Here is a 24,063-nt window from a genome sequence, read left to right as displayed (position 1 = left end):
AGCGACAAACATGAATCTTCAGGTCTTCAGTGGACGTGCCAACCCGATGCTGGCGCGGAATATTTGCTCTTCGATGAACATCGGGCTCGCCGAGTGCCGATTTTCGACTTTTCCGGACGGAGAGTTCCACTGCAAAATCGAAGACGTCCGCGGTCGGGACGTTTTCATTGTTCAGCCAACCTGCCCTCCGGTGAACGACAATCTGATGGAGCTGTTGATCATGATCGACACTTGCCTGAGAGCAAGTGCGGAGCGGATCACGGCGGTCATTCCTTACTACGGTTACGCTCGCCAGGATCGCAAAGATGAAGGCCGCGTTCCGATCACGGCCAAGCTGGTTGCCAACATGATCACCCGTGCCGGGGCGGATCGTGTGCTGGCGATGGACTTGCATGCAGCTCAGATTCAGGGGTTTTTTGACGTGCCGGTCGATCACCTGTATGCCGGCAGCGTGCTTAATGAACACTTTTTGTCGCTGAACATTCCCAAAGAAGACATCGTGATCGTTTCGCCCGATGAAGGCTCGATCAAGCGAGCGGTTGGGCACGCAAAACGTCTCGGCGGTCAGATTGCGATTTTGGACAAACGCCGACTCTCGGCCGACACGATTGTTCAGGAGAACATTATCGGCGGTCCTGTCGAAGGCAAGATTGCGTTGATGTTTGATGACATGATCAGCACCGCCGGTTCAATCTGCGGAGCCGCTGAGCTGGTCAAGCGGAAGGGTGCCAAAGAGATTCACGTGGCGGCCAGTCACGGCGTGTTCGCCGGCAAAGCGGTTGAGCGTCTGAAAAATGCTCCTATCGATTCGATCGTTGTCACGGACAGCATTCCGGTGTCGGAGGAGAAAGCCGAACAGCTTCCAAACCTCAACGTGCTCTCTATTGCTCCGATGATGGGCGAAGCGATTCGTCGGATCCACCAGCACAAATCAATTAGTGCCATTTTCTCTGAAGAGTCCTCGTCCGGGTAGCGCTGACGGATTGACGTTGTTTCAAGGCGATTTCGGCATCCTCGATGCCTTCGTATTCCCGCGGTGACATTTTGGTTTGACGAAAACAACGTCATGGCTTACAACTTGGCGTCCACAGCGATATGAAGTTGAACTGCTGCCCAAAAGTGGGCTCCGCGAGGGGGAGCCGTGAACCTGGTCAGGCCTTAACCGGAGCAGCCATAAGCGGGGTACTCTTGTGCGGAGTCCTCTTTTGGGCAGATTCAACTTTTTCTTTGGCTCGTTCTTCGAAGCGGCGTGGAAGTCATGCCTCGAACGCCCCACCGTGTCATTGCTGTCGCACGACCGGTAACACGCGTTCCTGCAGCGGAATCGCCGCCGGTCGCATGCACGGATTCACCGTGATCGTCAAGTAAGTCCGGTTTGCCGACATGCACCGATACAGCATCGTAGTTTTCCTTGGCGCGTTCCTGCTGTTTCAGGTACAGCCGCTGATTGCGAAAGTCATCCTGCCGTGGTTCGGCGGAACCGCAGCGGTCTGGAACACTTGCATGATGTTCTTTCAGATCGTCCTGCTGCTTGGCTATTTGTATTCGCACGGCCTGCGAATGTTCACGACGCCACGGAACTCATGGATCGTTCACAGCGTCGTTTTGTTGTTGGCCTTGTTCGCGCTCCCCGTTCTTCCGTCCGAGTCGCTCAAGCCAGATTCGTACGAATCGTTGTCCGGTGAGATCGTGAAGGTGCTGGCCCTGTCGGTCGGGATCCCGTTCTTCATACTCGCCACCACTGGACCGCTGATTCAAGCGTGGCAAAGCGTTTCACACGGCAATGAGACAAAGGCAGAAGTTTCCGATTCGCCCTACCGTTTGTACGCATTGTCGAACATCGGCTCGTTGCTCGCGTTAATCAGCTATCCGTTTCTGGTTGAGCCGAACTTGCGATTGCAGAATCAATCGTGGATCTGGTCAGGGCTGTTCACGCTATTCGTCGTGATGTGCATTTTTGGTGGCGCGCAAGTCCGCGGTTTCTCTTCGTGGCAAGCGCCTGCCGCGAAAGACAACCCGCGCGCCGATGCATCGCCAGTCCCGTCCATCAGTGTCGGACGAATGCTGCTGTGGTTGCTGCTTGCCATGATTCCGTCCGTCATGTTGTTGGCGACGACCAACTTGATGTGCCAGGAAATCGCATCGGTGCCATTCCTGTGGATTCTGCCACTGGCTCTGTATCTGATCTCGTTCATCATCTGCTTCGAAAAACCAGGCTGGTATCATCGCGGCCTGTTCGTCCCGCTGTTGCTTTTCGGAGTCATCGCCGGAGTTGCTGTGGCGATGCTCAACGCGTACGCGTCGGCTGGCCTTCAGGTCCTGCTGCTCAGTTTCAGTTTGTTCGCTTGTGGCATGACCTGCCATGGCGAGCTTGAACGCATGAAGCCACATGTGAGTAGCTTGACGCTGTTCTATCTGTTCGTGTCGTTGGGCGGATCGCTGGGTGGGATTTTTGTGGTCCTCATCGCGCCCAGAATATTCAATGGGTTCGCAGAGTTTCAGCTTGCTCTGATGGGTGCTCTCTTGCTGGGCATTGCGGTCCCCTGTTTCTCAAAATCGATCTCCGGCGGGCGCAAAATTGGCATCGGATTCGCCAGTTTGATCATTGGCGGTCTGGCGCTGTCCAGCTTTCTCGGAACGTTGAATCGTTCCGGAATCGACCGCGTGTTGCTGGATGGTCGAAACGAGTACGGCATTTTCTCGGTCGAAAAGGATGGTGACCGACGTGTTTTCATTAGCGGAACGATTGACCATGGCAGCCAAATCGTTATGCCGCAGCCCAGTCTTGAGCCTCACAGTTACTACTCGGACGGAAGTGGATTCTCAATCTGTGTCAAAACTCAACGCGATCTCGCAAGCGACGAATCTCCGAAGAGATCGGGCTTGAAAATAGGTGTGCTTGGGCTGGGAATTGGCTCGATGCTGTCCTGGGCTGAGGCCGACGACGAATTTGTGTTCTACGAAATCAATCCGCGAGTCGAATCAATCGCCAGAGAGTGGTTTACTTTTCTACCGACATACGAATCGCAATGCGAGGTCGTGATTGGCGACGGGCGAATCAGGCTGGAAAAGGAAACCAGTCGTGGCATCGATCGGCAATTCGATCTTCTTGCCATCGACGCGTTCTCAAGTGACTCCATCCCGGTTCACCTGCTAACGGATGAATGCTTTGACGTTTATGAAAAGCACTTGCGGCACGATGGTATCCTGTTGTTCCATGTTTCCAATCGATTTATCGACCTGAAACCAGTCCTGTTCGCGACAGCAGCAGACCGAGGGCTGGCAGCGACCTACGTCAGGCACGTCAACAGCGACGCGACATCAACCAGGGTAAGCCACTGGGTTTTGGTAACCAACGAGAAAGTTGCCAACCATCAGCGAATTCGGTCTGCCGCCGAACCTTACGATTTGCCAGTTGATGCCCCGCGATGGAGCGACGATTTTGCGAGTCTGGCTCCGGTGATAAACTGGTCTTTCTATGTGTCCTGGGACAGGATGATTCAGAAAGCCGAGCAGAACGCGAACAACAAATGACGGAATCGAATTCCAATCCGGAGCTGCGACGAAAGTCCAAAAGCATCATTCGATTTGAGAACGGTGCGTTCACTGAGAAAGCCGATTTTCTGGCTGTCGAGGAGCCGTTGGAGATTCGGATCGTCTATGGATCGCCGGGGAATCAAAGAAACCGTTCGCTTTCGATCACGATGCGAACGCCTGGCCATGACCGCGAGTTGGCTGCCGGATTTTTATTGGGAGAAGGCATCGTCACCTCAGCAGATCAGATTACCCAGTTCGAACTGACAGGGCCGAAAGACGAATGCACTGGACTGACCAATCAACTTTGTGTCCATGTCGCTGAAGGCGTGAGTTTCGATTTCGGTTCTTTGCAACGAAACTTCTATACGACATCAAGTTGCGGGATCTGCGGCAAAGCGTCATTGGATGCCGTTCGTGCACAATTGACTCACTCGGTAGGCTTTCCGTCGATGAAGGTTTCGGCGAGCTTGATTGCGTCGCTTCCATCGACGATGCGAGAGCGTCAGTCCACGTTCGACGAAACCGGAGGGCTGCACGCGGCTGGACTGTTTGCGACCGACGGCAAACTGGTGGCCTGTTATGAAGACGTTGGCCGACACAACGCATTGGACAAACTTGTTGGATTCCAGTGTCTTGCGGGGCGTTTGCGTGAGTCTGAAAGTTTGGCTTTGGTGAGCGGGCGGGCGAGTTTTGAATTGGTCCAGAAAGTCATCTCTGCCGGGATTCCAATCCTGGTCGCGGTAGGCGCACCTTCTTCGCTTGCGGCCGAATTGGCTGATGAGTTTGGAGTCACCCTGGTCGGATTCGCATCAAAAAACCGGTTCAATATCTACTCGCATTCATCGCGGTTGATTATGGATGTATAAATGGCGTCGAATCGTTGCATCGTGATCACATGCCTGTATAACAACGTGGCATCAGTCCTCACGAGAACCCAACATGACCCACCGAATTCCACTCGCCGCCTTGCTGCTGTTTAGCCTCTGGTTTTGCGAAACGCTCAACGCGCAAACCTATTATGTTGCTCCAAATGGAAACAACAATCGCACGAATGCTCAGGCGCAGAATCGCAACACGCCATTTCGAACGATTCAGACAGCTCTTAACCGTGCCCGGGAAGGTTCGACCATTGTCGTTCTCGATGGAACATATTGGGGGCAGTTTAATTTTGTGCGTTCGAACGTAACGTTGGAGGCAGAGCGAAAAGAAGGAGCGTTTATTGTCGGATCGATTTTCGCTTCGGACCTTTCCTTTCTCCGTGTCGACGGTTTTGAGATTGCCAATCGTCGTCCCGATGCGCCGCGATCAAAGGGGCTTTCTTTTGTTCGATGCCACGACGTGGTGGTTCGAGATTGTCGAGTCCACGATTGCCGCGGCGGCGGAATTGCTTTCGACCAATCGGATCAGCTTCTTTGTGAATGGAACATCGTCTACCGGAACGCGTTTTGGGATCCGGGCCAACACAGCGGTATCAGCATCTATCAGCCGCAGCGTCGCACGAACGACGCGCCGGGCTATGACATCATCGTTCGCAACAACACAAGCTTTGCGAATGAGAACAAGTTGGACAATGTCCTTTTTGGCAGACCGACTGACGGAAACGGAATCGTCATCGACGATAGCCAGAACTTGACCGCCCCGACGGGCAACGGCGAAAACTACTCGGGCTCAATTCTGGTCGAAAACAATCTTTGCTACAACAACGGAGGCCAGGGCGTTCATTGCTATCAATCTGAAAATGTGACGATTCGCAATAACACGCTCTATCGCAATATGCGTAGCTTTGAATTCGGCGGAGAAGTTGCCGTCGTTCGCGGAGACAGTGTGTTGGTTTACAACAACATCCTTTGTGCGAGTGACAATCGGAATGCGGCGCTCAAATTCGAAGGCGGATTTGTGTGGTTCAACTTCAACCTGATTCACAATGGTTTTACGCCAGGCGTCAACAACGGACGCGACACGATTTTCGCTGCACCCGATTTCGATCCAGCCGGGTTCTTCGCGCCGAAAAGATCCAGTCCTGCTATCGATTCCGGCTTGACCCAGTTCGGCAGATTCGGACTCGACGTTGATGGAAAGTTTCGCATCAGTGGCGATGCCATCGATATCGGAGCCAAAGAGTATCCGTTCCGCTAGGCGGCCAATTTGAGTCAAGCGATTTGAGCCAGCCGATTGAGACCGCGTAAAGAAAAAACGGCAAGCCAGTTCGGGCTTGCCGTTTCGATGTGTACGCCGTTCGGTGAAAGCTATGCCGAGACGTGTCCGTCGATCAGTTGCTGAAGCTTGGCTTTGTCCTGGTATCCCTGAAGTCTTTCAACGACTTCTCCATCCTTGAAAAGCAGAAGCGTTGGGACGGCCGCAATGCCGTACTTCACCGCGAGATCCATGTTCTCCATGACGTCCATTTTTCCAACTTTTGCGTTGTCCTTGTTTTCGGATGCCAACTCTTCAATGACTGGACCCAGTCTTTTGCAAGGGCCTCAGGAATCGGAATAAAAATCGATCAATACCGGTGTTTCGGATCCAAGCACTTCGGAATAGAAAGCTTCGGAAGTGAATTCTGTCGCCATTAGATATCTCCATTAGCTGATGCAAGATTGCGCACGCCACGCGAATGAAACTGATTGTTTCGGTCAATGCACGAAGCGTAAAAACTCAAAGTCGCCGAACGAAGACGCACATCACTCGTCAGACGACCTGGACGCGACGATTCTACGGTTTTCGAATCCAATGAACAGTGACAGTCCGATCCATGCGATTCCGATTGGGATCATGATCAGAGAAAGCGTGGTCATCGCCAGACCGATTGACTCTCTCGCATACTTGTAGACACCTCCGACCGAAGAATCTCCGCCTCGTCGGACGACCGTGTCGATGAAGCTTTTCGCCTTGTAGCGATCCTCTCGATTCACCGCCGTGAAGAGAACTTCGCGAGCCGGGTTACTGATCCCGTACTCAGCCGACCGACCGATCACAGAGACCACGGCGAGCACCCCGATCGTTGGTGAAAACGCCAACGCCGAAATGCCAACGACATAGGCCAGCGGCAAGGCGGACAGTGTCATGCCCAATCCGACTTTCTTCATCAGCCATCCGACAAGGAAGAACTGGAAGATCAAAGTCACGATAGAAACGGCGAAATTGACATTTGCGAAGTACTGCGTTCGCGCTGCTTTGGCTACTTCCTGCTGCAATTTGGATTTTTCGGCTTCGAGTGACTCGGCTGACAACGAGTCCGCATTTGCGATTGTCGAAGCGTCGAATTCAATGTCCTCGAAAGCTGCCTTCACGATTTCGGCTTGCTGAAAATAGACGGCAGTTCCACAGGTCGCCAGGAAAATTCCGAACATGCAGATCGCGAACAGATATCTCGACTTGAACACTGCCGTAAAACCCGCAAACGGATTCCCTCCGGTTGCGTTTCCGCTGCCAAGATCTTTCTTTTTCGAATCGCCGGCGCGTTTGAACGAACGTTCCATCGAAAAGTAGATGAACAGGGCGGCGACCAACAGGATGACAGGAATCAGCAACAGATTGGCGACGCCGATTCGACCAACGAGAGTCGCCGCGACCTGAGATCCGACCAGTCCACCAATTGTTCCTCCTCCCGCCATGATGCCGAAAATGCGTCGACCCTGAGCAGTCGAAAGCATGTCTCCGGCCACGCTCCAGAAAAATGAAACGATGAACAGCCCGTAAACGCTGATCCATACAAAGAACGCTCGCGCGACCCAAATTTGGTACGACTCCGGCAAACTTCGCATTGCCAGCCAAAACACGATCAGGCACCCAATGAAGATCGCGTAAATGCTCGGTACGAGAATTCGCCGATGAAATTTGCCGACCAGTAGAGAGTACAGCGGAATTGCGATCAGCATCACGACGAACGTCGCCCAGAACAACCACGACAGATTTTCAATCCCGTACGTCGAACCGATTTGCTCACGGATCGGACGGAGAATGTAGTAGCTGAACAGGATCAGGAAAAACCAGACCGCGCCGTGTCGCAGGATGGAACGTTCGTAGTCCGTCATGTCTCCAATGAGACGCTGTTCTATCGATTGAAGCATGAAGCTGTTTGGGAGGGTGAGCGCAGGGCGGATGGGAAAGCGGAACTGGCGGTCCTGGCCGGAAGGCTGGCGAATCCGACTGAACTGAGACATATGAATTGCTCAGGTCAGTTGTGAAACCGGCTCCATGTTTTTCAAAGCTGTGTTATAGCCGATCGTCGCTTTGCCAGAGTAGATAGGCGGCGCCGGTTCGCAGAAAAAGCGCAAGTCGTTTTGAATTTGAAATGAGTTTGGAGCTAAACATGGCTGCCACGTTCCAGTATGCCAAACCATTTCCGCTGCCGCGCCTATTGCTTACGCTTCAATCGGCTTCGACGAGCAAAGAACCACGCGATACAACCCGCGACGGCAACCCAAGGCCACATCCATTGAATGCGTCGCCAATTGAACGACTTTTCGGTTGGATGGCCGATTGCCGGGATCGTAAAGTCGACGTTTTCATATTCGCCCATCACGATTTTTCGGTGCAACAACAAGTCATTTTTCAACACACCCTCCGCTCGGTCGATATCGCAAAACTCTCCAGCAACCGAATCAGAGCGAATTACTCCGGTCGCTACATCCTTGATATCTGCGTTCACATACCCGCCGACGCGACTGTCGAATCCGGCGTGCTGCATGTACAGCAAATGCTGAAAGAATTCTTTCTCGTGCACTTCTCCATCGTGAATGTGCACGGTTGGAAAAAACAATTCGCTCTCGTCGCGAGTCTCGAATTCGAACGCCATCGGATGCGGCTTTCGATTTCCGTCCTTCAACTGGAAAACGGCAAACCCATAATCTGCGTATTGCGGCAATTGATTCCAGACTTCTTTTGGCAGAACGAAGCGTTCGTCCAGTCGATCGAAATCCTCCATCGTCGGAACGAACGAGGCGACATAGCTGCCGACTTCGACGACCGAAAGCGAATCTTTGCTCGCGGAAAGCGAAAACTCACCACAACCCAATTGGATTCTGGGCTTGATTGGGAATCCGACGTTGAGCGTATCGAAAAAGCCTTCGTAGTCTTCCAGGTTGATGAACCGAACGCTCTTCTCTTCCGCAGGTTGCCTAACCGGAATCGGCAGGATCATTGCGTTCTCGTTTTCGGACTCGTAAGTCATTTGATAGACCAGAAACTGCGTCCCCTTTCCAGAGAACCGTGCAAAAATTCGCGTGTCGCCAACGGACAGAATCGGTAAGGAGAAGATGCACATCGTATGCCCCGGTTGAAGGTTTGCGTCGGTAATTTGTGGGTTTGCGAAGCATAGCCAACTTGCCAGCATACAAACTCTGATTTAAAGTTAGGACTTCTTCATGGAGTTCAATTCACACGATGTGAGTTCCGAATTCCGCGATTGCAATTGGTACCAGGAGAAGACACGCATGTCGTCGAGTGAAATTTCGGGAGACTCCAAAGGCACTTTTTTAGGACATCCCAAAGGATTGTTTGTCCTGTTCTTTGCGGAAATGTGGGAGCGTTTCTCCTACTACGGAATGCGTGCGTTGCTGATTTTCTATCTGGTACAGCACTGGCTGTTCTCGGAAGCTGAGTCCGGAATTATATACGGTGCCTACACCGCTTTGGTTTACATCACGCCGGTCATCGGCGGATATTTGGCTGACCGTTTTCTGGGGCAACGAAAGGCGGTGCTCTTCGGAGCTGTTCTGCTTACGTTCGGGCACTTCTTGATGGCATTCGAAGGCGATGGAGGCCACGAAGGGATGGCCGTTCAGATTTTCTGGCTGGCACTGGCATTCATTATTGTCGGTTCCGGTTTCCTGAAAGCCAATATCTCCGTGATCGTTGGCCAGCTGTACACGCGGACGGACCCTCGTCGTGACCCAGCCTACACAATTTTCTACATGGGTATTAATCTCGGCGCGGCTCTCGGAGCAATCGTCGCAGGCTGGCTTGGGCAAACCTATGGTTGGGCTTGGGGTTTCGGTGCTGCCGGCGTCGGAATGTTGCTGGGCTTGGTCGTATTTATCATTGGTACTCCGTTGCTCTGTGGTCGAGGCGAATCGACAAATCCTGAAAGGCTCAACGAAACCGTTGGCGGCATCAAATTCGAATGGTTGATTTACCTCGGCAGCGTCCTGGGCGTTGGTCTTGTCTGGCTATTGATTCAGTATCAGTCCCTGGTCGGTTGGTTGCTCGGTGCGGCGGGTTTGCTGCTGGTGATATACGTGCTGTACACCGCAGTCGCAAAGCTCAAGCCGCATGATCGTGATCGAATCTTTGCCGCAGTGTTCCTGATCTTTGGCTCCATTTTGTTCTGGGCTTTGTTCGAACAAGCCGGTTCATCGCTGAACCTTTACACCGACAAGTCCGTTGATCGATCGATTTTCGGTTGGGACGTTCCAGCTGCTCTGTTCCAGTCTATCAATGCGATTTACATCGTTTTGTTGGCTCCCGTTTTCGCCGCCCTGTGGACGTGGCTTGGAAACAAGGGGCTCGAACCATCGGCTCCGGCCAAGTTCGGTTTGGGACTGATTCAGCTCGGTTTTGGCTTTCTCGTTCTCGTCGCTGGTGCCTACGCGGCGGGGACTGGAAATCTGACTCCGGTGATTTACATTTTCCTGATCTACCTGCTTCACACGACAGGCGAGCTTTGCCTTTCTCCGGTCGGCCTGAGTGCAATGAACCGGCTGGCTCCGGCTCACCTGGCGGGTCTGATTATGGGAACATGGTTCTTCGCTTCTGCCGCAGGAAACTTCGCGGCAGGATTGATTGCTTCAGCCGTTGGTGCTGAAGACGCAGGTCCGGAACGCGTGACCGAGGTTTACTCGACCGTCGGTTGGACGGCGGTAATCGTCGGCGTTGTCGTGATCCTGATTTCTCCGTTGGTGAAATGGCTCATGCATCTGGATACCCTCGGCGATGATGAAGACAAAATCGAAGCCGCTGAAATGGCAGTCGACCATACGGAATAACGCCGCGCTCAGAATCGGAATCGCAATCCAGTAAACGCCGATCCGATCGTCACCCCACCGATGTCAAGGTGGTCGTAGCCGACAGTCCACTCGGTCGTCTGGTTCAATGCACGCCCAAGGCTAATTTGGGCGTGCGTGATGTCAGTGTCTCCGACCGAACCGAAATCGATTTCGCCAGTCGCCATAATTCTGTCCGTCAGTCGTAAATCGAATCCGCTGGTCATGTTGAAACCAGCATCCCCGCCGTAGCTGTCGCCTAACCAGTTGATACCAAGGCCAAGTCGCATGCGAAAGTTTTCGGTAACGATGGGTTCGTAGACGACGTTGACGTCGCCAAGGAACAGGTGGTCACGAAAGCTCATGCCTGACTCCCGAAGCATCGTAACGCTGGTGTCGAGGCCGGGACCACCAGGAGCTTGTAGGAGTAGACCAAAACTACCGTGAGCGATGTTGTCAAAGTCGGTGCCTCCGACGGCAGTCAAACGGACTCCCCAGGCAAACGAATCGGCTGATTCAACAAACCAGTCGCCTTCCACAATCGGCTGTTCGATCACTGACGCGACCACCGGTTGGTAGACGGGCTCTGGCGTCTGGACGACGACCGGTGTCGGAATAATCGGAGCAGGATCGTGATGGATCACATGAACTTCTCGAACTGCTGGCGCGAACGATCGTCCGATTCGAAACTGAAATCCTGAATCGCAATCTCGTCGCCTGGATTGCTTGTTGCGTTGACGATGATAATCCTGGTGGCGATCCTGTTTGCGTGCTCGATCCTGCCCCTTGCGGCGATCTTCCTGTCGACGCGAATGTCGATCTTCGTCCCGATGCTTGTCGCTGGGACGAGAATTGTTCTGAACCGGTTTGGCGGGTTTACTATGCCTTACAGCGTCGCGGACTCGACCCAACTTTCCCTGACCCCAGGCGAAATTCGCGTGAGCCGACGAAAGCAGAAGCAAGAGGACAACGATGTAAACAGTTTGTTGCGTTCGGTTCATCAGAAATCCTTTTCTGGAATGATTCGACTGGAAGTTACGTTCCCCAGATTGCACGCGACGTGCCAAACCGAAATATCCGATCGAACACGTGAAAATACGACGAATCGGAGTGCTGGCACTGGTTTGCTTGCGACGTCAAACTGATTCCTGGCGATCTGTTTGATGACAGGATGATGAACGCGGCGAAGGCCTGTCGTAAGTTGGCGACGCCAGCGAAATTCGTAAAAGCACAGTTCCGATTACAATGTCACCATGAAAATTCAACGTCAAAGAATCGTTGCCCGGCTGATTTTGATCGCGTTCGCTATATGCCTGGCCGGCAGCAAAACAGTGGCTCAGACGATGGTCGACCCTTCCCTGTTTCAACAGCCCCGGCAGGAAAAGTATTCGCTTGATGATGGAGATACGCTGGGCGTATTCGTCGAAGGCGTGATCGGCGAGTTTCGCTCCATGCCTCCGGTGCATCAGCCTGTTGCCGGAAGTGATCTGCCTCCCGCGATGGGGTTTCCGACGCTGGTGCTGCACGACGGCACGATTCGCATGCCATTGGTCGAGCCCATTTCCGTTCGTGGCCTGACAGTTCTCCAAGTCGAATCGCTATTGAAAAAAACTTACCGCGAGGGGAAGAACCCGATTATCACGGATCGCAATCGGGTGATCGTTTCCCTGATTCGGAAACGGACGGTCAACGTGATGGTTGTTCGTGGCGATCAGTCGGACTCAATGGCTCGTCCCGGACTTCGGACGAACCAGAGCTCTCCGGTTTCAGCCCGGACTGACGGTAGTGGACGCATCTACAACTTGAACTTGCCAGCCGGCGACAACGATCTGCTAAACGCCATGATGCAATCGGGCGGATTGCCTGGAGTCAACGCAGAGGAACAAATGCAGGTTCTGCGGAACGTCGCAAATGCGAAAGTCGGCAACAGACGTGCTCCATTCCCGCGCACTGGTGACAGAGTTGGCCACCCAGAATCCGATCGAGGTCATTCGCAATATTTTCCGCTTCGCAGTGACGCAAATTTTCCGTCGGAGCCTTTCACGCGGACTCAAACGCGGCTCGGGGATGGTGACATCGTTGCAATTTCGGGAAAGCCGACCGAGGTTTTTTACACCGGTGGTCAATTGGGAGGCGGCGAGTTTGTGATTCCGCGTGACCGTCCAATGTCGGTCATGGAGGCGATTGCTCAAGCAGGGGGCATTCCACAATCTCGTCGTGGTCTTGGGGCGATTCCGCTGCAGGAGCCGCGATTGCTGACGCTGGTGCGAAACGTGGGAGGTCAGCAAATTTCGTGGCAGTTTGACCTGGGCAATGGCTTCTCACAGCAGGCAAGTCAGACTCATGTGCGTTCAGGAGACTATCTGATCCTCGACTACAGTCCGCCTCAGCGAGTGAAAAACGTGGGCATCGGAGTGTTTAATACTTACGGAGTTCGCGAACTTTTCCGCGACTAGGCACTGTTTGGTAAATGTGAGCGGCAAGGCGCTAGCCGCCGTTCCATTGCGCTTTTTAACGGCGGCTAGCGCCTTGCCGCTCATGTTTGGCCGCGTTGATGACATGAAAGTCAATTTGTCAAACAGTGCCTGGTAGTAGCCTGTAGATAGCAACCGTCAACTACGCCGCGCGCTTCTGACGGACGGGCTTTTCAGATCGCAACCATTGCGTCAGCTTTTGCTGTTCAGCTTTCCATTTCTTGCCGATTCGGCGTTCGCAAAATGCCTCGAATAACAAATCAAGCGTCTCGCAAAGCTGTCGGATGCTCTCAATTCGATCGATTGAATCACGTGTCACATCGTCGTTGCCAATCTGACTGATACGAGCACTGCCGATCGAAAGCGTTTCCGCTTGCAACGTGAAATCGTACTGCTGATCCTCGCGCACCAGAGTCAGGCCGGCTTTGCGAGGCAACTTGCCCATCCCAATCGCAAGGATGGCTTCCGGAAGTGCGACGGGCGAGTCCGCTGAAATGGATTCCTTGCCATGTTCGCCGATTGGGCAATCCAGGCTCAGCGTTCGCGCGAACATGCCGGATACTTCAGATTCGTCGGATAGCGTGATGACGTTTGATTTCGTCTCCCAGTGCCACCACAGCCAAAGCAAAAATTCATTGCCAAGGTAATCATAGTTGTCGTTCATCCCGTTCCACCACACAACCTGGTTGGAGCCTTCCGGGTGAAACGCGGTCGCAGAAGTATTGAACATCTCAGCGGTCAGATCAGAACGGTCCGCGTACTCGACTGCCAGTGATCCCGAAGTCACGCGGCGGAACTTGATACCAAACGCGCGATCGAGCAACTCCAGGCAATTGTCGTTGGCTTTCTCGCTGGTGCTGCCAAGGTAAACCGTTTCGGTTGCAGCGTCCCAAAGAACCGAAGTCTCGCTCATCCGTAAAAAGTTGCCCTTTTCTGCTTCCGCGGCACAGCGTGCGTCCACTGCTTCGACCGCTTCTTCACGTTGTTTCTTCGAAGGACGACCGCCTTCGTTGTCTTTCATGATTCCCGCCAATTCGATCGCAGTCCAGGCTCGCTTGATCCCGCCAGGAATTTGACATGAGTCGACGCGGATACCGAAGTGCATGGCTTCGCCGATGATGTTCTTCGTGGCGTCGAAATCGGTGTCCAGCAGATGAGCTCCGCCAGCGAAACCTGTCGCTGGTTGTTCGTGCAGATTGGACTTCGATTTACCGATCTTGAACTTCTTGAGTTTTTCGATGTGAGAATCGGAGAACGCCCCGGTTGGATCTTCCGTCACACGAAATCGCTCAAACGTGACACTTCCCTGAAGAAAACCCATAACGTTCCAATTCAAAACCCGGTTTGCCGATCAAAGTAATGATTTCGGCAGTCATGAGTCAAAACTTGAAACGGGACGACACCGTCGGTTCACAGTCCTTGGATAGGTCTCAAAAGCCTGCGGGATCACAAAGTTTGGACTATTGCTTTCGGTAATCCCAAGGGGGAATCGGTTGCTGCATGTCGGCCCAAAGCCCAAGCCTTGACTGGCGAGCCTGTTGCTCGATCGACTGCAGAACGGGATTGGAGCTGTGCTGCGTGTAGTGCCAGGCGTATCCGTCGCGAATCATCTGGGTGTTGACTTCGAACAGCTGACCATTCGCTTGCTCAATAAACAGATAGGCAATTTTTCGAGAGTACTGATCGACTCCAGTTTGCCACGCCAGAATTTCGTTGCTGCCAAGCAAGTTCTGTAAATGCTGTTTGGCCTCGGGGCCGTAAGGCTGCTGCGATTCCGGTGCATCGAGGGCGGCGAGTCGAATGTCAAACTCGGCGCCGGATTCATCCGTCAGTCGAACTGAATCGCCATCAATCACGTTGCCATAGGAAAACGCGAAAATTTCCGTCACCGGAAGGCCATCGATCGTCAGATCTGGATTGGTGGCAACCGGTCTCGCGCCGCCGGGAAGTATCTGTTGCCTGAGTTGCGTAAATCCGACCCACAGAATCACGGCGAGGATGATAAGTGTCAGGATCTGTTTCAAGGTTCATTCCAGCAAGGCTTTTCGCTGCGTTATACAAGATTTCGCCGCTGATCAAAACCCGAAGCGGCGCTGACTCGCCAAGTGAAACATTTGTGGATGATCAGTCTCTGCATTCGCCACACCGCGACGTAAGAACCGCCGCGGTTTGCCCCGCTATTGGCCGGATTAAGAACTTGCTTTCTCCATCCGCCAGCAACGATGGATCCGCTTGTTGCGAAAGTCGTCCGGAACGGTTTGCTTGCTAATCTCAAGGATCTCATTGAAGCCAACGAGTAGTTCTTCCTGAAACTTGAACCGTCTGAAGTTCGTGGAAAAAAAGACGACGCCTCCGGGAGTCAGGATTTGAGCGATCATGTTCAGCATCTCGACATGCCGCTGCTGCACGTCCCAGTCATCGTCGGTACGTTTGCTGTTCGAATAGGTTGGTGGATCGACAACGATCAGGTCAAATTTCTTCTTTTTGGAAACGCATCGCTTCAGGTACTCCATACAGTCCATTGCAACGAACTTGTGTTCTGGGCCAGCCAATTTGTTTGCTTTCAGATTGTCTTCGGCCCACTGCAAATAGTTCTTGGACAGGTCAACTGTGACAGTCGAATCTGCGTCGGCATCGGCGGCGAAAACTGTAAACGAACCTGTATAGGCAAACAGGTTCAGAAATCGAGTTCCGTTGGCTTCACTATGCACCATCAGTCGCGTGGTTCGATGATCCAGGAACAGGCCGGTGTCGACATAGTCGGTCAGGTTCACAAGAAACGTTAAACCGGCCTCTTGGACTTCGATTCGACCTTGCTGGTTGTCAACTTTTTCGTATTGTCGCGAGTCATGGTTTCTGGATTTCAGATGCGCGTTTTCTGGATCGATGCCCAAGGCTTCTGCCGCGGTCGTTCGCATCAGTTCCAACCACGACGCGTGCCGCCCCAAGTCGCGTTCGTGCGGGCGTTCGTATTCGGTGATGTGCAAGTGGTTTTCATAGCGATCGACGACCAGAGGAATTTCTGGAATGTCCCGCTCGTAAAGTCGGAAGCAAGTGATGCCCCGTTTGGTCGGCCATCGGCGAAGGTGACGAGCACGTTTCACCAGTCGACTGCGAAACAGATCGGCCTGTTCGTGATCTTTCGCCTGCAATCCGCCAAAGAGAGGAGCGACTTCCGGTTTCGGCTTTGACTTGGCAGTCCGCTTTTGTTTCGCCGCCTCCCAAACATTGACAGACTGCTCGACGTTGAGCTCTGCACCGCTGGACTCTTCGCGTTCGCCAGTGTTGGCCGTGGATTCATTTGTATCGCAAACGGTTTCTGACGCTGGCAAGGTCGTTACGATTGGGGTCACTTTTTCAAATGGTTCCGGCGACTGGTGGTGGGCATTATCCGGTTCGATGTAGTCGTCATCAAAGTACCCCTTCGGTGGTCGCGGCCCCAGATACTGATAGTAAGTGCATTCAATGCGACCGTTGAACAGCTTTCGTCGACGCGTTGCGCTCTTCTGAAAAATCTTCTCGACTGCGAGAACGTTAGTGATCACAAACAACGACCACGTTTCCAGTTTCTGCAATACAGCAGGAAAGCTTTCGTACAGCGTTTGGACTTCGCGAATGTCCTGCAGTCGTTCGCCATAAGGTGGATTGGTGACGATACAGCCGTATTTCTGTTGGCTGGAAAATTCCTCAAACCGTTTCTTGCGAAAATGAATTTGATTGTCGACGCCAGCCTGGCGAGCGTGGTACATCGCCATCTCAAGTGCATCTTCATCGATGTCGGACCCGATGATCTGCAGATCAACATCGCGCCGAATTTTTGATTTGGCATCATCGATCGATTCCTGCCACATCTCTGCCGGTAGCTGCGGCCAGTCCGAACAGGAAAACTTTCGATTGAGCCCCGGGGCGATATTCATGCCAATCATCGCGGCTTCGATCGGGATCGTTCCCGTGCCGCAAAACGGATCAACCAACATGCGTTCCGGCTTCCAAACACTCAAATCAACCAAAGCCGCCGCCAGGGTTTCCTTGATCGGTGCCCTGCCCGTCAGCTTTCGATATCCGCGTTTGTGCAAGCTGTCGCCAGTTGTATCGAGCGTCAACGTGGCTGTGTCGTTCAGCAACGCGACATCGATTTTGTAAACCGCTCCGGTTTCTGGAAGCTCATTGGTATTGTGTTCGCGCTGAAGACTTTCAACGATAGCTTTCTTGACCGTTCGCTGCACTGCGGGAACGCTGGAGAGCTGAGAAAGCCTCGATCGACCAGTTACCGGGAACTGCGCATCGACCGGAATCGTGGACGACCAGTCGTGATCACGAACCGTCTCGAACAACGAGTCAAAGTCCGCAGAATCGAACTCGATGACTTTCACCAAAACCCGATCGGCCGTCCTGAGCCACTGGTTCGTTTTGCAAACGTCGCTCCAGTTGCCATGAAACTCGACTCGTCCCGGTTGCGATCCCCGAGCATCGTAGCCCATCGCAATCAGCTCACGTTTTACGATGGCTTCGAGTCCGAACGCGCAAGCGGCGACAAGCGTCAGAGTTTTGGTTGGGTCGGACATGAATGGCAGAGTCAGTTCAGTGGCATCGGTCGGTTCGCAAACGAGCGCAGAACGTCCCTCGGACATGAACCTACCATAGTTGCCCAACAAAAAAAGCCTCGCGAATCATGCTCGCGAGGCCGCTAAATTCCAATTGCGTACTCCTTACGCGCCAGTCAGTTCAGCGAAGATTGCTGCCAGATCGGAATCGTCGCTATCGCCAGACGCATCAGCGTTCGGATCGTAAATGAAGTCCATCGCGTGATCCTGAATCAGCTCGCCGAGTTCTCCCGACGCCGCCAAAGCATCAGTGTCGATCGAGCCAAACACGATGGCTCGGTCGTGGCGGTTCGCGCTCGTGAACTTGGTCTTGACGTTCTCAAACTGATTCAGCCACGTGTAGTATGTCTCACCATACATTTTAGAAACGTCGTCACCCAGTTTGATCGTGTCCGCCTGAGCGGTATCAAAAAGAATCGCAGAATCGTTGCCACCCGCGGTCGAGTGAGAGTAGGCTCTGGCGAATCCGTGGCTATTGTTGTCGAAGCGTTCCCCGTACATGCGAACTTCATTGTCCAGTGCGACTAATGTTTCGTCGCCCGCAGAGTCGTAGAAGTAAGCTCTGTCGTTGCCGCCCTGCGACGACCACGCATCCACTTTCGCGAACCCGCTGGCTTTGAGGAAGTAGTCCTCATTGTAGAGCGTCGCTTCATCAGGCCGAGCGACGAATCGATCGTCCATTTTTGAATCGATCAATAGAGCCCTGTCGTTTCCACCGTTGCTGATGCCGTAGGTCCGCTCGAATCCATGAACATCGATCGCGAATCCTTCGCCCGTGATCCCGGTTTTGGCCGGGCTGCTAACGAGCATGTCATCGCCTTCGGAACCGAACAGGTAGGCACGATCATTCTCGCCGGTATTGTGAGCGAACGCATCCGATTGCGCGAATCCCTGAGCGATGTTGTAGAAACCGTCGTTGTACATTCTCGCGTACTCAGGCTTGGCTTGGAAAACGTCCTGATCCTGATGTGAGTCCCAGAATTGAGACCGATCAGAGCCTCCATTGACTGAGTAAGCGTAAACTCGCTCCACGTTCCGAGCAAAGCTGTAGTATTTGCGGCTGATCATTCTGGCGTTCGAAGGCGTCATCTTGATCGTGTCTTCGTACTTGGAATCGTAGAGGTAGGCTCGATCGTCACCGCCGTTGTCGGCAAAGAAGTACGAACGATGGTAACCGCGCGTTTCCGCAAAATAGCCTTCTGAATTCCACAGTCGAGAGTAGTCCTGAGTCATTTTGATGCGATCGACTTCCGGCGTATCGTACATGATGACTTTGTCGAATCCGCCGCCGGAGTCAATCACGAACCATGATGTATCGATGGCTTGCACACGAAACGTCTCGCTCCGCATCACCGCAGAAGTTTCAGTCGTGATCACCCGCTCGACTTTCGTCGAACCCGTCATGTAAACCCGGTCGTCGCCAAGCTTTCCTTCGAACACAATGTTTGTGTTTTTCGAGGCGTCGATGTAGTGCGACTCGCCGTTGAGTTCAGCGTAGTGATGGGTCGTGCCGGCGTTGAAGACGAACACGTCGGATTCGTCGGTGCCTGTAAAGACGATCGTCTGTTCGAATTCGCCAACGAAATTGTAGTCGGTCCGTTCTGAGAAATCGAAGCTTCGTCCGTCGCGACCAAATCCGACTTCGATGCCGTCGATCCGGTTCTTGCTGCGTGTTCCGTTGGTCGATAGAACAGTCTCGTCATCGTTGAAGATTCCAACGTGACTGAAGCCCTCTTCAAGCCCCTCGGGTTGATCTTGGGTAAGGCTGTAGGTTCCCGCAAGAAGTCTGTCGAAGCGATAGTTGCCGTTTGCATCTGTCGTCGTCACTTCACTGACCTCGATTCCTCGAAAATCCGTTCCGCTCAGCCGAACCGTCACGCCCTCGAGTGGCGTGTCGCCCATGTCGTTGGCGGCGTCGAGGTCGTTGTCGATGAACACGGAACCAGAAAGTGAGCTGTTTTCGTATTCGCCGAAGTTGTACCCCAGTCCCTTCTCGCCGCTGCCGAGTTCGATGCTGGCAATCATATTGTCGGCAGTCTTGCCACCGTACTCACCAGCGTTGCTTTCGCCACTGATGTAGTCATTGGGTTGAGATTGCGTCACGGTGTAAGTTCCCGAAGCCAAACCGCGAAACTCGTAAAATCCATACGAGTCAGTCGTCGTTTTCAGCTCGACCTTGGCACCTTCAAAATTCTTTCCTTCAAGCTTGATCGCTACTGCAGCCACACCGGTTTCGGTGAAACCAACGGACCCATTCCCGTCGGCATCGACGTATGTGAAACCAGAGATCAAGGACGGAGCATGTTCGTAGAAAGTAATGCCCGAAATCGACTGAGGCATTTCGCTCACAATCAAACCCGAAACAAGGTTCTCGCCCAGAGTCACGTTTTCGGCTTCGGCAACCACATGACTATCAAAAACCACGTATGGCTGATCTTGCTGAATCTGATACTTGCCTGGAGCCAGATCTTCAAAGCTGAAGTTTCCGTTGACGTCCGTCAGCACAGTTTGCTTGACTTGGTTTCCACGAAAATCTTCGCCGGTCAGTGTGATCTCGTTGTTGTAAACGTAGCCTGCGTAAGAACTTTCTTCGCTGTTGTCGAGGACCACAACGCTGCCTTCAACTCGCGAAAGGCCTGCAAAATTGATGTCGACTTTTCCGGTGCTGGTCAAGCTTCCGTCCGAGACTTCGTACTCGAAGCTAACTGGATCAGCGGCAGAATCAAATTGGTCAGGCGTTTTGAACGTCAAGCTCGTCAGCTGATCGACAGTCATCGTCTGACCCGTAGCAATCTCGGTTCCAGCGCCGTCAACGATTGTGCCGATACTTGGTAAACGCGTAACGGTAACCTTTAATTCTTGACCTTCCAGGTCATACGGAGTCTCGATCGGAATCTGTCGCTGCGAGTCACTTTCGAGGATGCTCATCCACGCGTCGGTGACCACGGGCGGCAAGTTCAAGCTACCCAATGCAGAGAAGGCTCCATCATTCGAAGACGCTCGAGGTGAGTAGCCAGCGAATGTTGCGGCACCGGTTTCAAGGTCGATTTCATAAAGGCCGCCTCGATTGTTGCCAGCAACGACTCGACCGCTTGCGTCCGAAAACAGTGCACCGTACGTTCCAGCAGGCTCGAGGTTGTCGTTGATGACGATAACCTGGCCTTCGTTTTCGCCGGATCGCAAGTCAATCGAAATGAATTCGGATCGCGTTCCTGCCTTGCGGATCGAATAGTGCAATCCGGTCTTCGGGTTGTAGGCGATGTCGTAAGTCCGGCTCACGTTTTCATTTGCAGTGACGACGTTGTCGACGGAAAGCGTTTCGACGTTGATGCCATAGAAGCTTGAACCGTTCCGCATATAAAGCAAACCGTCTTCAGCGAAATCACCTGAGTACGATCCGCTGCTTGGGAATCCGGAAATGTTTCCGAGCGTTTCACTTGCTCCGTTGGCTCCAATACGAACTAGTTCGTTGGAATCACGTCGAAGTCCGTAAATGAATCCATCGTCGGATCGAAAAGCTGTTGCATTGATTTGGAATCCGGCATTGTCACCGACGTCGTTCAGTGCACGAGATGTTAGATCAATTTCAGATAGCTGGCCCTGATTACCTTCGACGCCGTGAATCTGATACAACAGTCCACTGTCGACCGGGAAACTCGGGAGTGGAGAAGTCAAAACCTGTCGCGGTTCGAGGCTCGCGTAAGACTGAGCATCGATTCGCTGTTGAGTGCGTTTGCGACGATCCGGCGAGACCTCGTGATCAAAATATTTCGTCCATCGAGAAAACAGGTTTTTCCGTTTTTTGGAAGGCATGATGCGGGGCCATTGTGAAAAGAGAGGAATTGAGTCTTCCAATCACTAGGCAGCCTCCGTGCCAAAGCCTTTTCGCCGGTGATCACTCCTGAAATATGGAGAAAAGCGGGTGCATTTGGACTGGGGCAGTAATTGCTTCCATCTTTTCTTACTGTCGACAGTAGAAATTACAGTCACATTTTTCAGACATTGCCACGCTATTCGTGAGCTGAATGATTCAATTCGTAGAGCGTGAAATACTCACCGCTCCAGACTTTCGCAGTGTCTTTGGGGATCGTCATTCGTTGTTGTGAAGGACCGTGTTCGTCAGGCCGATGAGGCGTCCAGCGGTCGCGATTTGGAGGAGGTCTTCGTCGCCTTCCATGACTTTTGGTTTTTTCCGTCGGCTGTAGGAACAGCACGCGACGATAGATGCTCAAGTCATCCGGCGCGGAAGTATGTTTTACTCGGCAACTCATCAGATGCCCTGCCCAAAACTCCATGCCATGAGGAGCCACCACGATCGTATTCGACGGATCGGATAACGTCGTGGCGATCTGCTTCAATTCGGTCGCCGCCTCTTGCGTTATAACGGGACCTTGCGTGGAAAACAGCGACGCCAGTGCGAGCAAACCCGCTACAACGACGATGCCTTTTTGATGCCATGTCTGATGGCGATCCCACTCGAGCGCGGTGGCGGACAGGGCCAGAAGAAACGCCGCTGGCACGATTGCCATCAGTTGAAAACGCATGGCAAAAGCGCCATCGAAAATTGGCGCGATCAACAATCCAACGCCGAAGGCTGTTCCAAGAGCGATCGCTTTGTCACCCTTGGGCAGCGACGTTTTTGATGACATCAGTTTTCGCATTAGCCAAAACAACACCGGATAAATAATCGCAGACATCGCCAGTCCGGTCGGGGAGAAGCCAAATATCTGACTTAGCAAACTACCCATTCGTCTAAACTGCGATGGAGTCAGCCACGCGATCAAGAAGGTCGAGATGGCGACTCCGAGTAAGAGCATGGCGACCGAAGCCGCAATCTTGCGAGTTTGCCACAGTTCTTTGTCCAATACCGCGTAACAAAACAGACATCCAGCCAGTACAGCCACGGTTGCTCCGAAAGCCCCAATGTGCGTAAGTCCGGCCAGCACGAAAATGAAACATGGCATCAGCCAACGCCACCAAACCTTGGGAGCTGCCAACGAGTTGCGCATCGCCCAGATTGCAAATCCCATCCACAGCATGCCAAGTGTGTTTTTTTGCAAATCGCCAGCCATTCGCATGATTGGCGGTGACAAAACCACCAGAGCAGCCGCTGCAACACAAACCAACAAGGCCGAGCGACGTCCTTCTGACCAATGGAAACCCAGTCGCATGATCGGTATCGCGATCAATGGGGGAATGAAGCAATCGAACAATCTCGCCGACAATGCTGCGGCACTATTCAATGACAAACTGGAAACAGCAATGATAACTTTGGTGAGAATGGCATGCAGCCAAAATGTTAGCGGAGTTGCCGACAACTGCAGTTCGCCGTTTTCGATTAGCCACTGCGTTTGCATCGGGTAGTAAGCCGCATCCATTCCGGGGGCCATCGCGTGTCGAAAATTCAACAGAAGGCGGACCACGATTGCCAGCGCAATAATGCCGACTGCCGCAACACACCAACTCCGCGTCGCAGAGATGTCGCCGGTCCGTGGGGTTGATTCGATGGAAAGTTTTTGATGCATTGAAGCATGATCGCAGAAGAATTTCGATCGTCTACCGTTGTGTCAGTTGGGGAACGGCATATTTAGTCCTGAGTTCCGACCAATTCTGCGTTAGTCTACGATGTCCAGGCCGCGGCTGCGAAAAGGATGGCGATGAAGACAAAGCTGGCAATCGGAACGCTGGCGAGCACAATTCCGCAGACGATGATTCGATTGGGCGTCTGCATGACGTACACGCGTCGGTGAGCCAGAAAAAGATAGACGGTCGTAATAAGGGAAAGAACAGCCAACGCAACCAGGCTCCAAATGCTCGTTGGCGGAATGAAAACCAGCGGCGTCCCGATAGCAACAAGAAAAGTCCATAGGTGAAGCGAGAACGCCAAGTGAAGCTGAAAGTAAAACCTTGGCTGGCATATCGCCAGAATGCCTGCTGTTACGAAGGGTGAAAGCAAGTTGACGAACGGAAACAGAAGCTGGACTCTTCTTTGAAAGCCGTCGGCGGCGTCCAGTCCTGGAACCACGACCGGCTGGGAAAAGACGCCTTGCAAACTCATCACTGCAATCGAAATAGCGCTGACGATGATATAGACTCTTGCCGGGCTGCTGAAAGCAACACGATGACCTTTTCCAAAACTCACCGTCGCCTGCCCTGGCTGAAACAGAATTTGCTGTGTCGTTCGCAGCAGCTTTGAGTCCAGCTTCAGGAAGGTTGCGAAGAACTCGCTTGCCCATTCTCGCGCGGGGAGCAGTCGAGCGCTTTTGGCTTGCCCGCACTGACTGCAAAAATCGCCACCCAGATCGGCTTGGCAATTGAGGCATTGGTTTGGTTTTGTATCGTCAGGAATCATCGAACCAAAGAAAAGAGGCGGAGCAGACCGCCTCGACTTCACCAGCATCACCTATGGGACGATGTGGACAAGCAATAGAGAAGACCGTGAGAATCGTATTCTAGGCACTGTTT

The 24,063-nt window shown here is 53.0% G+C and carries 15 protein-coding genes, 1 other RNA gene and 1 pseudogene; 7 read left to right on the top strand and 10 right to left on the bottom strand.

What is annotated here, in order from left to right:
• Positions 1 to 10: 10 nt before the first annotated feature.
• From MFFC18_RS13380 to MFFC18_RS13360, 5 genes are all read left to right on the top strand, one after another.
• Positions 11 to 973 carry a ribose-phosphate diphosphokinase gene (locus MFFC18_RS13380; protein ID WP_075086087.1) on the top strand — a complete coding sequence of 321 codons (963 nt, stop codon included), beginning with the start codon at positions 11 to 13 and terminating at the stop codon, positions 971 to 973.
• A gap of 142 nt (positions 974 to 1,115) precedes the next feature.
• Positions 1,116 to 1,210: signal recognition particle sRNA small type (ffs, locus tag MFFC18_RS13375), an RNA gene on the top strand.
• 173 nt (positions 1,211 to 1,383) lie between these two features.
• The gene (locus MFFC18_RS13370; protein ID WP_075086088.1) at positions 1,384 to 3,534 is read left to right on the top strand and encodes a spermidine synthase; all 2,151 of its coding nucleotides are present in this window, start codon (positions 1,384 to 1,386) and stop codon (positions 3,532 to 3,534) included.
• Positions 3,531 to 4,403: a formate dehydrogenase accessory sulfurtransferase FdhD gene (fdhD, locus tag MFFC18_RS13365; RefSeq protein ID WP_084417375.1), complete on the top strand. Its 873-nt coding sequence runs from the start codon at positions 3,531 to 3,533 to the stop codon at positions 4,401 to 4,403. The genes MFFC18_RS13370 and fdhD overlap by 4 nt, the downstream gene beginning before the upstream one ends.
• Positions 4,404 to 4,476: 73 nt before the next feature.
• Positions 4,477 to 5,673 (top strand): right-handed parallel beta-helix repeat-containing protein, encoded by a 1,197-nt coding sequence (locus tag MFFC18_RS13360; RefSeq protein WP_084417376.1) that lies wholly within the window; start codon positions 4,477 to 4,479, stop codon positions 5,671 to 5,673.
• 110 nt (positions 5,674 to 5,783) lie between these two features.
• On the opposite strand, the pseudogene MFFC18_RS25490 reads toward MFFC18_RS13360, so the two are convergent.
• The 3 genes and pseudogenes from MFFC18_RS25490 to MFFC18_RS13345 all read right to left on the bottom strand — a co-directional run.
• Positions 5,784 to 6,005, bottom strand: a pseudogene (locus tag MFFC18_RS25490) (thioredoxin family protein); the annotation flags it as partial.
• 213 nt (positions 6,006 to 6,218) lie between these two features.
• Positions 6,219 to 7,607 carry an NTP/NDP exchange transporter gene (locus tag MFFC18_RS13350; protein ID WP_162273986.1) on the bottom strand — a complete coding sequence of 463 codons (1,389 nt, stop codon included), beginning with the start codon at positions 7,605 to 7,607 and terminating at the stop codon, positions 6,219 to 6,221.
• Positions 7,608 to 7,894: 287 nt separating this feature from the next.
• Positions 7,895 to 8,803, bottom strand: a complete 909-nt coding sequence (locus MFFC18_RS13345) for a hypothetical protein (RefSeq protein WP_075086091.1) — start codon at positions 8,801 to 8,803, stop codon at positions 7,895 to 7,897.
• Between the two features lie 100 nt (positions 8,804 to 8,903).
• Between MFFC18_RS13345 and MFFC18_RS13340 the strand changes: the two genes are divergently transcribed.
• Positions 8,904 to 10,523, top strand: coding sequence for a peptide MFS transporter (locus MFFC18_RS13340; protein ID WP_202907580.1), 1,620 nt, complete (start codon positions 8,904 to 8,906; stop codon positions 10,521 to 10,523).
• 8 nt (positions 10,524 to 10,531) lie between these two features.
• Here MFFC18_RS13340 and MFFC18_RS13335 read toward each other — a convergent pair whose 3' ends face one another.
• Complete coding sequence (locus MFFC18_RS13335) at positions 10,532 to 11,521, bottom strand: hypothetical protein (RefSeq protein WP_075086092.1); 990 nt, start codon at positions 11,519 to 11,521, stop codon at positions 10,532 to 10,534.
• A 252-nt stretch (positions 11,522 to 11,773) separates the two neighbouring features.
• Here MFFC18_RS13335 and MFFC18_RS13330 point away from each other — a divergent pair, with 252 nt between their 5' ends.
• Positions 11,774 to 12,976: a polysaccharide biosynthesis/export family protein gene (locus MFFC18_RS13330; RefSeq protein ID WP_075086093.1), complete on the top strand. Its 1,203-nt coding sequence runs from the start codon at positions 11,774 to 11,776 to the stop codon at positions 12,974 to 12,976.
• A 160-nt stretch (positions 12,977 to 13,136) separates the two neighbouring features.
• On the opposite strand, the gene MFFC18_RS13325 is transcribed toward MFFC18_RS13330, so the two are convergent.
• From MFFC18_RS13325 to MFFC18_RS13300, 6 genes are all read right to left on the bottom strand, one after another.
• Positions 13,137 to 14,315: a hypothetical protein gene (locus MFFC18_RS13325; protein ID WP_075086094.1), complete on the bottom strand. Its 1,179-nt coding sequence runs from the start codon at positions 14,313 to 14,315 to the stop codon at positions 13,137 to 13,139.
• A 139-nt stretch (positions 14,316 to 14,454) separates the two neighbouring features.
• On the bottom strand, positions 14,455 to 15,018 hold the full coding sequence (locus MFFC18_RS13320; RefSeq protein ID WP_075086095.1) for a thermonuclease family protein: 564 nt from the start codon (positions 15,016 to 15,018) through the stop codon (positions 14,455 to 14,457).
• Between the two features lie 165 nt (positions 15,019 to 15,183).
• On the bottom strand, positions 15,184 to 17,559 hold the full coding sequence (rlmKL, locus tag MFFC18_RS13315) for a bifunctional 23S rRNA (guanine(2069)-N(7))-methyltransferase RlmK/23S rRNA (guanine(2445)-N(2))-methyltransferase RlmL (protein ID WP_075086130.1): 2,376 nt from the start codon (positions 17,557 to 17,559) through the stop codon (positions 15,184 to 15,186).
• A 144-nt stretch (positions 17,560 to 17,703) separates the two neighbouring features.
• On the bottom strand, positions 17,704 to 21,411 hold the full coding sequence (locus tag MFFC18_RS13310) for an MSCRAMM family protein (RefSeq protein WP_075086096.1): 3,708 nt from the start codon (positions 21,409 to 21,411) through the stop codon (positions 17,704 to 17,706).
• A 197-nt stretch (positions 21,412 to 21,608) separates the two neighbouring features.
• On the bottom strand, positions 21,609 to 23,123 hold the full coding sequence (locus tag MFFC18_RS13305; protein WP_075086097.1) for a hypothetical protein: 1,515 nt from the start codon (positions 23,121 to 23,123) through the stop codon (positions 21,609 to 21,611).
• A gap of 95 nt (positions 23,124 to 23,218) precedes the next feature.
• The gene (locus MFFC18_RS13300; protein WP_157665238.1) at positions 23,219 to 23,950 is read right to left on the bottom strand and encodes a DUF3667 domain-containing protein; all 732 of its coding nucleotides are present in this window, start codon (positions 23,948 to 23,950) and stop codon (positions 23,219 to 23,221) included.
• Positions 23,951 to 24,063 lie beyond the last annotated feature (113 nt).

Origin of the sequence: Mariniblastus fucicola (assembly GCF_008087665.1) — a bacterium.
Lineage (GTDB): Bacteria > Planctomycetota > Planctomycetia > Pirellulales > Pirellulaceae > Mariniblastus > Mariniblastus fucicola.
The sequence above is the reverse complement of the archived record's forward strand: the minus strand, read 5'-3'. Positions and strand labels throughout refer to the sequence as shown.

Bases quoted from the DNA above. Each gene is read 5' to 3' on its own strand.
- MFFC18_RS13380 (WP_075086087.1), top strand. From the start codon at position 11: ATGAATCTTCAGGTCTTCAGTGGACGTGCCAACCCGATGCTGGCGCGG.
- MFFC18_RS13370 (WP_075086088.1), top strand. From the start codon at position 1,384: ATGCACCGATACAGCATCGTAGTTTTCCTTGGCGCGTTCCTGCTGTTT.
- fdhD (WP_084417375.1), top strand. From the start codon at position 3,531: ATGACGGAATCGAATTCCAATCCGGAGCTGCGACGAAAGTCCAAAAGC.
- MFFC18_RS13360 (WP_084417376.1), top strand. From the start codon at position 4,477: ATGACCCACCGAATTCCACTCGCCGCCTTGCTGCTGTTTAGCCTCTGG.
- MFFC18_RS13350 (WP_162273986.1), bottom strand. From the start codon at position 7,607: ATGCTTCAATCGATAGAACAGCGTCTCATTGGAGACATGACGGACTAC.
- MFFC18_RS13345 (WP_075086091.1), bottom strand. From the start codon at position 8,803: ATGTGCATCTTCTCCTTACCGATTCTGTCCGTTGGCGACACGCGAATT.
- MFFC18_RS13340 (WP_202907580.1), top strand. From the start codon at position 8,904: ATGGAGTTCAATTCACACGATGTGAGTTCCGAATTCCGCGATTGCAAT.
- MFFC18_RS13335 (WP_075086092.1), bottom strand. From the start codon at position 11,521: ATGAACCGAACGCAACAAACTGTTTACATCGTTGTCCTCTTGCTTCTG.
- MFFC18_RS13330 (WP_075086093.1), top strand. From the start codon at position 11,774: ATGAAAATTCAACGTCAAAGAATCGTTGCCCGGCTGATTTTGATCGCG.
- MFFC18_RS13325 (WP_075086094.1), bottom strand. From the start codon at position 14,315: ATGGGTTTTCTTCAGGGAAGTGTCACGTTTGAGCGATTTCGTGTGACG.
- rlmKL (WP_075086130.1), bottom strand. From the start codon at position 17,559: ATGTCCGACCCAACCAAAACTCTGACGCTTGTCGCCGCTTGCGCGTTC.
- MFFC18_RS13310 (WP_075086096.1), bottom strand. From the start codon at position 21,411: ATGCCTTCCAAAAAACGGAAAAACCTGTTTTCTCGATGGACGAAATAT.
- MFFC18_RS13305 (WP_075086097.1), bottom strand. From the start codon at position 23,123: ATGCATCAAAAACTTTCCATCGAATCAACCCCACGGACCGGCGACATC.
- MFFC18_RS13300 (WP_157665238.1), bottom strand. From the start codon at position 23,950: ATGATTCCTGACGATACAAAACCAAACCAATGCCTCAATTGCCAAGCC.